Annotated in this window: 8 protein-coding genes and 2 pseudogenes; all 10 read left to right on the plus strand. The window is 44.6% G+C overall.

From position 1 onward, the window contains the following. Positions 1-60: 60 nt before the first annotated feature. Positions 61-1,362: a 4-aminobutyrate--2-oxoglutarate transaminase gene (gabT, locus tag V7Z64_RS08140; protein ID WP_297991047.1), complete on the plus strand. Its 1,302-nt coding sequence runs from the start codon at positions 61-63 to the stop codon at positions 1,360-1,362. Then, complete coding sequence (locus V7Z64_RS08145) at positions 1,362-2,804, plus strand: aldehyde dehydrogenase family protein (protein ID WP_297991049.1); 1,443 nt, start codon at positions 1,362-1,364, stop codon at positions 2,802-2,804. The genes gabT and V7Z64_RS08145 overlap by 1 nt, the downstream gene beginning before the upstream one ends. Positions 2,805-2,818: 14 nt before the next feature. Then, positions 2,819-4,198 carry an APC family permease gene (locus V7Z64_RS08150; RefSeq protein WP_297991051.1) on the plus strand — a complete coding sequence of 460 codons (1,380 nt, stop codon included), beginning with the start codon at positions 2,819-2,821 and terminating at the stop codon, positions 4,196-4,198. A gap of 89 nt (positions 4,199-4,287) precedes the next feature. Continuing rightward, positions 4,288-5,914: pseudogene (locus V7Z64_RS08155) on the plus strand (thiamine pyrophosphate-binding protein). Continuing rightward, on the plus strand, positions 5,911-7,386 hold the full coding sequence (locus tag V7Z64_RS08160; RefSeq protein WP_297991053.1) for an aldehyde dehydrogenase family protein: 1,476 nt from the start codon (positions 5,911-5,913) through the stop codon (positions 7,384-7,386). Before V7Z64_RS08155 ends, V7Z64_RS08160 begins: the two are co-directional and overlap by 4 nt. A gap of 12 nt (positions 7,387-7,398) precedes the next feature. Continuing rightward, a complete protein-coding gene (locus V7Z64_RS08165; RefSeq protein WP_297991055.1) occupies positions 7,399-8,547 on the plus strand; it encodes a saccharopine dehydrogenase family protein in 1,149 nt (382 codons plus the stop codon). Positions 8,548-8,645: 98 nt separating this feature from the next. Then, entirely contained in the window at positions 8,646-9,458 is an 813-nt protein-coding gene (locus tag V7Z64_RS08170; RefSeq protein ID WP_003395841.1) for an electron transfer flavoprotein subunit beta/FixA family protein, read from the plus strand. Between the two features lie 12 nt (positions 9,459-9,470). Next, positions 9,471-10,517, plus strand: coding sequence for an electron transfer flavoprotein subunit alpha/FixB family protein (locus tag V7Z64_RS08175; protein WP_297991057.1), 1,047 nt, complete (start codon positions 9,471-9,473; stop codon positions 10,515-10,517). After that, complete coding sequence (locus V7Z64_RS08180; protein ID WP_297991059.1) at positions 10,510-11,805, plus strand: FAD-dependent oxidoreductase; 1,296 nt, start codon at positions 10,510-10,512, stop codon at positions 11,803-11,805. Before V7Z64_RS08175 ends, V7Z64_RS08180 begins: the two co-directional genes overlap by 8 nt. Beyond that, positions 11,787-11,953, plus strand: a pseudogene (locus V7Z64_RS08185) (4Fe-4S ferredoxin); the annotation flags it as partial. The gene V7Z64_RS08180 and the pseudogene V7Z64_RS08185, both read left to right, overlap by 19 nt.

Genomic DNA, 11,953 nt, shown 5'->3' on the forward strand with positions numbered 1-11,953 from the left:
ATCGAACTGGAAATTCGATTTAAAAATCTTTCTAAACATACTATACGAGGAGGAGAGATGATGTCGAATTGGATGGAACGAAGAAGAAAAGCAGTGGCGCGGGCGCCGTACAATGTAACGGAGATTTTTATTAAAGAAGCGAAAGGGGCGATCATTCGCGATATAAATGATCGCGAATACATCGATTTTGCAGGAGGGATCGGGGTACAAAACGTTGGACATTGCCATCCGAAAGTTGTTGCTGCTATTCAGCAACAGGCAGCCGCATATATTCATCCTTGTTTCCATGTTACACCGTATGAATCGTATGTGCTATTGGCGGAAAAGTTAAATGAGTTAACACCGGGAGATTTTCCGAAAAAAGCGATCTTTTTAAATAGCGGGGCTGAAGCGGTCGAGAACGCTGTGAAAATTGCTAGAAAGTATACGGGACGTCCTGCCGTCGTATCATTTACAGGTGGATACCATGGGCGAACGTTATTAACGATGTCTTTAACGAGCAAAGTCATGCCATATAAAAAAGGGTTCGGTCCGTTTGCCCCAGAAGTGTATAAATTCCCATATCCGTATTACTACCGCGCTAACGGGCAAACAGCAGATGAAGTTGATGATCAGCTTATTCAAGCACTTCAACAGTTTTTCATAGCAGAAGTGGCGCCTGATCATGTGGCGGCGATCATCATTGAACCTGTACAAGGAGAAGGTGGGTTTGTCGTTCCATCGGCAAAATTTATGCAGGCTATTCGTCGCATTTGTGATGAACATGGCATCGTGATGATTGCTGATGAAATTCAGACGGGTTTTGCTCGAACAGGTCGAATGTTTGCGATGGAGCACTTTAGTGTAGCGCCTGATTTAATGACGTTGTCAAAATCAATGGGAGCCGGTGTACCAATTAGCGCCGTCGTTGGTCGAAGTGAAATGATGGATGCTCCAGAAGTCGGTCAGCTTGGTGGTACGTTTTCTGGCAGTCCGCTTGCATGCGCCGCTGCATTAGCTGTTTTAGATGTGATTGAAGAAGAGCAGTTAATCGCGCGTGCGCGCCATCTTGGTGAAAAGATGATGTCGCTTCTAACAGAAATGAAGCAACAATTTGACATCATCGGCGATGTGCGTGGACTTGGGGCAATGTGCGCGATTGAACTGGTGACAGACCGCGAGAACAAAACACCAGCAAAAGAACAAACAGCATATATCGTTTCGCATGCATGGAAGCGCGGTGCGATTTTTTTGAGCGCCGGATTGTATAGCAACGTCGTTCGTTTCTTACCACCGTTAGTGATGACGGACGAACAGCTCGAGCGCGGATTTTCAATTTTACGCGAGCTGTTAGCAGAAGTACAACAAAAGGTGGTGAAATGATGCGAAAAGTAAAAAACTACATTGATGGTCAGTGGGTCGAAGGAAGAAATGAAGTGATTGAGCGCTATAATCCAGCAGATCAGAAAGAGCTTGTTGCGGTCGTTGCGGGTTCATCTGTTCACGATGTAGACGAAGCGGTACGTGCTGCAGTGAAAGCAAAGAAAAAGTGGGCGCAAACTTCGGCACCGGAGCGTGGCGGTTATTTACAAAAAGCGGCTTATTTATTTGAGCAATATGCAGATGAATTGGCGACATTAGCTACAAAAGAAATGGGAAAACGATTTGCTGAAACGAAAGGAGAAGTGTATCGGAGCGCGGCCATTTTGCGATATTATGCTGGCGAAGGACTGAGAAAAATAGGTGAAGTATTGCCATCGTTTGATGCCAAAAACTTATTTTTTACAAAACGTGTTCCTGTCGGTGTTGTTGCTGTGATCGCACCATGGAACTTTCCGCTAGCAATTCCAATATGGAAAATTGCTCCTGCTCTCGTGTACGGTAATACAGTCGTATTTAAGCCAGCATTGGAAGCAAGTGCGACAGGTGCGCGCATCGTTGAATTGTTTGTAGAAGCCGGGTTACCTTCGGGGGTTTTAAACTTCGTTGTCGGTCGCGGTAGCACAATTGGTGATGCGATCGTTGAGCATGAAGGAGTAGATGCCATAACGTTTACAGGTTCAAACGCGATTGGTAGTGAGATTGCAAAAAAAGCGGCAGCCCGTGGCGCGAAATATCAGCTCGAACTCGGGGGGAAAAATCCGGCCATCGTCTTAAAAGATGCCAATGTCGACTTTGCTGCTCGACTTGTAGTAGAAGGGGCGATGAAACAAACGGGGCAACGTTGTACCGCAACGAGTCGGGTATTTGTCGAAAAAGAGATCATCGATGTATTTCGAGAACGTGTAGTTAAACATGTAGGTCGCATTCGAGTGGGCAACGGGATGGATGAACAAGTGACAATGGGACCGGTTGTATCAAAGGGGCAGTTTGAGACAGTTCAGCGTTACATTCGTATTGGAAAACAAGAAGGGCGACTTCTTGTTGGAGGGGGCGCCAGCGATGCCGTAGGCTGGTACATTGAGCCAACCGTATTCGACGCTGTATCACATCGAGCGACGATTGCGAGGGAAGAAATATTTGGTCCTGTGCTATCAATAGTTGAAGCATCATCCATTGATGAAGCGATTGAAATGGCCAACGACAGTATTTATGGTTTAAGTGCTTCATTATTTACAAACGACTTATCAAAAGCGCTTTACTTTATTGAACGTATCGAAGCAGGAATGGTGCAAGTAAATGGTGAGACAGGAGGGGCAGAGCCGCAAGCGCCGTTCGGTGGGATGAAGCAATCAAGTTCAGGCACGCGCGAACAAGGGCAAGCGGCCATCGAGTTTTTTACAGCGTACCAAACGATTTCTATTCGTCCGCATCCAAACATGTGAAAGGGGGATATAGAATGGATCAACAGTTTTACAAAGTATTAACGAAATTAGATGTGTTGTTGTTAGCATTTGGGGCGATGATCGGTTGGGGATGGGTTGTGCTCTCTGGTACATGGATTACGAGTGCTGGCGCGCTCGGAGCCATCATTGCTTTTTTGATTGGAGGTATACTTGTTATCTTTGTTGGTTTAACGTATGCCGAGTTGTCATCGGCGATGCCTAAGGTGGGTGGTGAGCATTATTTCGTTTTGCGTGCCCTCGGACCAAAGGCGTCATTTATCGCCGCTTGGGCCATCGCCCTCGGCTATTTATCCGTTGTAGCGTTTGAGGCGGTTGCGCTCCCAACAGTCATTGAGTATTTATTTCCGAATTTTAAATTTGGTTATCTATGGACGATTGCAGGTTGGGATGTGAACGTCTCATGGGTGATGGTTGGTATGCTCGGTTCCATCATCATTACGTTTATTAACTACCGTGGAGTCAAAAGTGCAGCCTTTTTGCAAGTCGTATTGACGTTTGTCATTTTTCTCGTCGGTATGGCGCTTTTAGGAGGTTCGTTTGTAAACGGGGATATAGAAAATTTACAACCGTTATTTAAAGATGGCGCGGCCGGTTTACTTGCTGTGTTAGTGATGACACCGTTTATGTTCGTCGGTTTTGATGTCATTCCTCAGACGGCAGAGGAAATGAAAATTCCACAACGTTCCATTGGAAAAATTCTCATTGTCTCTGTAGCTTTAGCTGTTTTGTTTTATGTTGCTGTCATTTTTGCTGTGTCATATATTTTACCAGATAATATACTTACAAATTCGTCGCTTCCGACAGCCGATGCGATGGCTGCTGCATTAGGCAGTTCATTCTTTTCAAAAGTGCTTATTATTGGAGGATTAGCTGGCATTCTAACAAGTTGGAATGCGTTTATTATCGGAGGTAGCCGCGTACTTTATGCGATGGCAAAAGAAGAATTCCTGCCACAATGGTTTGCCCGCATTCATCCTGTATACAAAACACCATCAAACGCCGTCTTATTTATTGGAACGCTCGCCACATTTGCTCCTCTACTTGGCAGACCAATGCTCGTTTGGCTTGTAGATGCAGGAGGATTTTCTATTATCATCGCTTATTTCCTTGTTGCTCTATCATTTATTGCATTGCGCAAAAAAGAACCGAATATGCCACGACCGTTTCAAGTCGGTCAATCATCAATCGTTGGTTGGATCGCCCTTATGTTGTCGATCGGATTTATCGTTTTATATATGCCAGGTATGCCATCCCAGCTTGTCTGGCCGTATGAGTGGCTCATATTTATTGGTTGGTGGGTGATTGGAGCATTGTTTATTGGACGAATAAAGACGAAAACATTTGAACAGACAGAAAATACGCATCAAATGTAGGGGGAGAGATATACTCCTCTTTTTTTTCGCTAGAGCATAAAATGATTTCATTTGTGTATACATGATACAAAAAGAAAGGAGGGCTTGTAGTGAATGCAGCTGAGGCGGTCGTTCAATGTTTAAAAAGTGAGGACATTTCCCACGTCTTTTGTGTACCAGGGGAAAGTTATTTACCGATCCTTGATGCCCTTTTTTCTGAACAGACGATTCAACTCATTTCCGCTCGACATGAAGGTGGAGCGGCGTTTATGGCTGAAGGATATGCAAAAGCAAGCGGGAAAGTCGGCGTTGTTATGGCGACAAGGGGAGTTGGGGCTGCGAACGCAGCAATCGGTATTCATACCGCTAAGCAAGATTCAACCCCGATGGTTGTATTGTTGGGACAAGTTGCACGGACATTTCGAGGACGTGAAGGGTTTCAAGAAATAGATGTTGAAGCATTTTTTCGTCCGCTAGCCAAATGGGCCGTAGAAGTTCATGATGCAAAAAGATTACCTGAATTACTCACGCGGGCGTTTCGAATCGCCCAAACAGGAAGACCCGGACCGGTTGTTGTCTCGCTCCCGGAAGACCTTCTACATGAGCAAATTGATGATGTCACGTTTTCAAAAACGATTGTTCCAAAACCAGCACCGAACGAAGCGGATATTCAGCGCATTGAGCAGTTGTTGCAGTCAGCGAAGCGGCCAATTGTCATTGCCGGGGGGGGGAATGATATGGTCAGAAGCGAGAGAAGTTCTTCGTTTATTTGTGGAAAAATGGTCGCTGCCTGTCATGTCGTCTTTTCGTCGGCACGATGTATTTCCAAATGACCATCCGCTTTATGTTGGTCATCTCGGCTTAGGGACGCCACGAAATATAATTGAGACAGTTGAGCAGGCTGATGTTGTTTTAGCCATCGGCACGCGCTTGTCAGAAGTGACAACACAAGATTATAAGTTATTATCAACGCAAAAACTTATTCATATCGATATCGATTATGATGTCATCGGTGTCACGTATTCCCCACATATTGGCGTTGTTTCCGATGCGAAGGAAGCGTTAAAACGGTTGCTCACCATTCAACTTCAACCAACATGGACAGCGTGGGTACAAGAACGGAGGGGAACATACGAGCGAGTTTCATCACTTCCGTCCATAAAACGGAATGTAAACGAAGAAATTATCCACAACCTTCAACATCTTCTTCCATCCGAAGCGATCATTACAAATGATGCCGGCAATTTCGCAAGTTGGCTCCACTCATTTTTTCAATTTTGTGAACATACATATATTGGGCCAACGTCGGGAGCGATGGGATACGGTTTACCGGCAGCCATTGGGGCAAAATTGGCAAAACCGCATCGTCCTGTCGTTTCGCTAAGTGGGGATGGGGGATTTATGATGACAATACAAGAGCTAGAAACGGCAGTTCGATACAACATCCCTGTTATTAGTCTTGTATTTAACAACAAGATGTATGGGACGATTCGCATGTATCAAGAACTTCGTTACCCTAATCGTGTCATTGGAACAGAGTTAGGGGATATATCATTTGCAAGCTTGGCGCGTAGTTTCGGGGCTGATGGCATACGTGTAGAGACAGAAAAACAATTTTCAGCTGCGCTCACAAAAGCGCTCCAAAACAATAAACCAACGGTCATCGAAATCGTGACAGATCCATGCGTCTTATCCCCATTTTTAACTGTTGAACAGGCGAGAGGAGGAAAAAAATGAAAGTATTAAACTATATGGATGGACGATGGATACCATCGACAAGTGGGCAATTTGTTTCAATTATAAACCCAGCTACGGGTGAAAGCATCGGGGAAGTAACATTATCAAATGAACAAGATGTCAAACAGGCGGTGTCGGCGGCAAAGCGTGCGCAAAAAACATGGGCGCTTGTGCCGGCCCCAAAACGAGCAGAAGTACTTTATAAAGTCGGCATGTTGCTACAAGAAAGGAAAGAACAACTTGCCCGCCTATTAACAATGGAGATGGGGAAAGTAATAGAAGAAGCAAGAGGTGAAGTGCAAGAAGGAATCGATATGGCGTTTTATATGGCAGGAGAAGGAAGACGACTATTCGGGGATACGACGCCATCAGAGCTTCCAAATAAGTTTGCGATGAGCGTTCGCGCGCCAATTGGCGTTGTCGGTTTAATTACGCCTTGGAATTTTCCGATAGCTATTGCCACATGGAAGTCGTTCCCTGCGATCATTGCTGGCAATGCAGTTGTTTGGAAACCAGCTTTGGAAACACCGATCATGGCACAACAACTCGCGCAAATATTCGAGGAGGCTGGCTTACCAAACGGTGTGTTTAATGTTGTGCATGGACGTGGTTCTGTCGTTGGTGAAGCGCTTGTTGAACATCGTGATGTCAAAGTCATTTCATTTACCGGATCAAACGAAGTTGGACGACGAATTGCTGAAACGTGTGGACGACATTTGAAAAAAGTGTCGCTTGAAATGGGTGGAAAAAATGCCATTATCGTCATGGATGATGCAAATATAACTCTCGCTGTTGAGGCGATTATATGGAGCGCTTTCGGTACATCAGGTCAGCGTTGTACTGCATGCAGCCGTGTCATCGTGCACGACCGTGTGAAAAAACAAGTAGAAGAACGATTGCTTTCGGCTATGAAAACATTAACGGTTGGCAACGGATTAGAGGAAGGGGTGAAGGTAGGGCCAGTCATTAATCGGGATGCATTGCAAAAAATTGATCATTACGTGCAAATCGGAAAAAACGAAGGAGCAACGTTGCTTGCAGGTGGGCATGTGATGCAAGGAGAACAATATAAAAATGGATTTTATTATGCACCAACATTGTTTACAAACGTCACACCGACAATGACCATCGCACGGGAAGAAATTTTCGGTCCTGTTACATCGATTATATCTGTTCGTAGTTTAGAAGAAGCAATTGAAGTGAATAACAGCGTTGATTATGGACTTTCGAGCGCGATTTTTACTCGTGATATTCATCGGGCGTTTACAGCGATGCGCGATTTCGATACAGGAATCGTATACGTCAATGCAGGAACGACCGGAGCAGAAATTCATTTGCCGTTCGGTGGAACGAAGGGGACGGGAAATGGGCATCGTGATTCAGGGGTAGCGGCACTTGATGTTTTTACGGAGTGGAAAAGTATTTATGTCGACTATAGCGGGAAATTACAACGGGCACAAATTGATGTATGAGGAGGATGAACGATGAATGTCATTGTTCTTGGGGCAGGTTTAATGGGAAAAGAAGCTGTGCGCGATTTAATTGAACAGCAAAACGTATCATCAGTGACATTGGCTGATGTAAATGAAGAAAAAGCGAAAGACGTTCAACGTTCGTTAGCATCAGAAAAAGTAAAAGTGAAGCGGGTGAATGCAACTTATGATGAAGAACTACGGGATGCCATCCAAGGACATGATGTAGCCATCAACGCACTTTTTTACACATTTAACGAAAAAGTAGCGAAAGCGGCGATCGAAACAGGTGTGCACGCAGTCGATTTAGGTGGACATATTGGTCATATGACAGATCGTGTACTTGCTTTACATGAACAAGCGAAACGAGCTCGTGTTACAATAATTCCAGATTTAGGTGTTGCCCCAGGGATGATTAACATTTTAACAGGATATGGGGCAGGTCAGCTTGATCGCGTTCATACCATTAAATTATATGTTGGCGGTATTCCGCTTCGTCCAGAGCCGCCGCTTGGGTACAATCATGTTTTTTCGCTTGAAGGTTTGTTGGATCATTACACGGATCCTTCCTTCATCATTCGGGATGGACAAAAACGGCAAGTGCCATCTTTGTCAGAAGTTGAAACAATTTATTTCGATCGTTTCGGTCCGCTTGAAGCGTTTCATACATCAGGGGGAACATCTACGCTGCCACAGTCTTATCCACATGTAAAATGTCTAGAATATAAAACGATTCGCTATCCCGGTCATGCAGAAAAATTTCGGTTGCTCGTCGATTTGCAATTGACGCGTCGTGATTATGAAGTAGAAGTAGACGGGAAAACGGTTTGTCCACGCGATGTATTGTTAAAAGTACTGACTCCGCTTTTAGATTTAAAAGAAAAAGAAGATGTCGTTTTGCTGCGTGTCATTGTGGCGGGAGAAAAAGATGGAAAAGAGAGAACATATGAATATGAAATGGTGACGCATAAAGATCGACAAAGACATGTTACAGCGATGGCACGTTCTACTGCCTATACGGTTTCCGTTGTTGCACAAATGATTGGTGATGGCACGATTCAAAAACGTGGTGCATACCCTCCTGAACAAATCGTCCCTGGGGATCGCTACATCGAGGAAATGATTCGGCGTGGCGTCGTCATTCACGCAACTGTACGGTGAAATTGTGAACAAAAACGTAAATTTTCAGACAGTTGTTACGAGCGATGTATTAATTATGCTAGAATATTTATACATTCAATCGATTTGGAGGTGAATATATGCTACATATTGTAGCCTGTATTAAACAAGTGCCAGATACGAAAATTATTAAAATGAATCCAAAAACGAACACGATGGATCGTGCCAGCGCCCCAGCGATTTTAAATCCGTATGACGCGCATGCAGTGGAAGAAGCTGTTCGTTTAAAAAAGAAATACGGTGGAACAGTCTCCGTGTTAACGATGGGCCCTCCTCCAGCAGTAAAAGCGATTAAGAAATGTATTGAGCTTGGGGCAGATGAAGGGTATATGATTTCAGACCGAGCATTTGCCGGAGCTGATACGCTCGCAACAAGCTATGCGCTGACGAAAGCGCTTGAAAAAATCGCGAAACAGCGTCCGATTGATCTTATCATTTGTGGAAAAATGACAATTGACGGAGATACAGGACAAGTTGGACCAGGGATCGCTCGCCGTTTAAACATTCCTCCTCTTACTGGCGTCAACAAGGTCGTTGAAATCAATAAAGAAAAAGGGTATGCGATCGTTCATCGGAAATTAGAAGATGGCTATGAAGTCGTCAAATCACAATTGCCTTGTTTGTTCACTGTAGAAAAAGACATCAACGACATCTCCTTTGCACCTTTGCCAAACATGATTAAAGCCGCACGATATCAACCAACGATTTGGACCGCAGACGACTTAGAAGATGTTGACCGCAAACAACTAGGATTAAAAGGATCTCCAACGATTGTATCAAAAGTATGGGCGCCACCAAAACCAGAAGGCGGAAAAATATTAACGGGAACAAAAGAAGAACAAGTGCAAGAACTTTTATCTATTGTACTTGGAAAAAAAGAGTTGTTTTCATAGGGAGGGGTAAATGTGAATTTCGATGATTATCGGGGGATATGGATATACATTGAAGTGAAAGACGGAAACATTGCTCCTGTGTCTTTAGAATTGTTAGGGGCGGGACGTGCGCTTGCAGATAAGCGAAAAACGGAGCTTGCAGGTGTTTTGATTGGTCATCAAGTGAAGTCGCTTGCACCGACATTGTTCCAATATGGTGCGGATGTTGTATACGTATATGACGATGCTATTTTCGAGCATTATCGAACCGAGCCATATATGCGCGCATTGTTAGATTGTTGCCATAAACATAAGCCCGAAGTGATTTTATACGGGGCAACGCCATCCGGGAAAGATTTAGCTAGCGCCATCGCCACCGATTTACCGACAGGCTTAACAGCTGATACGACGATACTCGATATTGAAGAAGACACAGGACTATTATTAGCCAGTCGTCCGGCATTTGGCGGGAATATTATGGCGACGATTTTATGTAAAAAATATCGTCCACAAATGGCGACGGTGCGCCCAAAAGTAATGAAAGCGCTACCACCAGATTCATCGCGAACAGGTCGCATCGTCGAAGAACATATTGAATTGCGCGAAGAAGAAATGCGTACGAAAGTATTAGAGATTGTAAGAGAAACAACAAAAAAAGTGCGCATTGACGAAGCGGATATCGTCGTCGCTGGCGGAAAAGGCATGGGAAGCAAAGAAGGGTTTCAACTCATCCATCAGCTAGCCGAAGTGCTCGGTGGTGCAGTTGGGGCAAGCCGTGATGTCGTCGAGGCAGGGTGGATTGATCATCATCACCAAGTGGGACAAACAGGCGTAACAGTCACACCGAAAATTTATTTTGCGATCGGTATTTCCGGTGCGATTCAGCATGTCGTTGGCATGCAAAACTCGGAATTAATTATTGCGATCAATAAAGACCCAAACGCACCGATTTTTCAATCATGCCATTATGGCATTGTCGGCGATGCGTTTGAAATTGTCCCGCTTCTCATTGAGAGATTAAAAGAAGAAATTTCAAAATTAAAGGCTGACCGTATGAAGGAGGAAATTCGCCATGCCTGAAAAATTTGATTGTATCGTCGTTGGCGCAGGTCCGGCCGGAACGGCGTGTGCCTATGAACTAGCAAAAGCGGGGGTGAACGTGCTACTTCTAGAGCGCGGTGAATATCCAGGGGCGAAAAATGTCATGGGCGGTGTATTGTACCGCAAAATGATGGAAGATATTATTCCAGCGTTCTATAAAGAAGCGCCGCTCGAACGTCCAATCGTTGAGCAGCGGTTTATGATGATGGATAAAGAGTCGGCTGTCACGTTTAGCTACAAAGGGTTAGAATGGGGGCGTGAGCCGTACAACAACTTTACCGTATTGCGCGCGAAATTTGACCAATGGTTTGCGGAAAAAGCAGTTGAACAAGGGGCGCTTCTCGTATGTGAAACGGTAGCGGTCGAATGTATTGTCGAAAACGGCCGCGTAGTTGGTGTCCGTACGGATCGTCCAGATGGCGACATTTATGCCGATGTCGTCGTGTTGGCTGACGGTGTTAACTCGCTACTTGCAAAACAGCTCGGCTTCCACCGTGAATGGCGGCCAGACGAAGTCGCTTTAGCGACGATGGAAATTGTAAAGCTTGATAAAAACATCATTGAAGATCGCTTTAACCTTGAAGCGAACCAAGGCTGTACGATCGAAATTTTTGGCGATGCGACAAAAGGAATTTTAGGAACAGGCTTTTTATATACAAATAAAGACACACTTAGCATCGGTGTTGGCACGTTATTATCCGGGTTAGTTAAGCATAAAATCAAGCCGTATGAGCTACTTGAGTATGTGAAAAATCATCCGATGATTCGTCCATACATTCAAGGGAGTGAACCGGTGGAATATTTAGCCCATTTAATTCCAGAAGGCGGCTATCATTCCATTCCAAAAGTGGCCGGTCATGGAGTGCTTGTCGTCGGTGATGCCGCCCAGCTTGTCAATGCGATTCATCGCGAAGGTTCCAATATGGCGATGACTTCTGGTCGGTTAGCGGCGGAAACAATCATTATGGCAAAAGAGCAAAACGACTTTTCGGAAAGCATGCTTGATCAATACCGAATGAAGCTCATGGAAAGTTTTATCGGTCAAGATTTGAAAAAATATAAGGATGCGACGCATCATTTTGAGTCATTTCCGCAATATTTTGATCAATACATTCCAATGCTCAACCGTGCAGCAAGCCAAATGTTTACGGTGGACGGGGCATCGAAATGGGAAAAACAGAAAAAAATTTGGCGTGATCTCGGCTCAACGAAACAAAAGTTTAAGCTGGCACGCGATATGATGAAAGCATGGAAGGTGATGAAATGATGAAGGCGCAAACGATTGAAGAAAAGCAATATTTAGTTCGTTTTAACGCGGATACGAAATCGCATCTTCACGTGCTAGATGACAACATCTGTTTGACGAAATGCCCGGATAAAATTTGTACCATTTTTTGTCCAGCCGCCGTTTACAA

It is taken from the genome of Anoxybacillus sp. (assembly GCF_036834105.1).
Lineage (GTDB): Bacteria > Bacillota > Bacilli > Bacillales > Anoxybacillaceae > Anoxybacillus.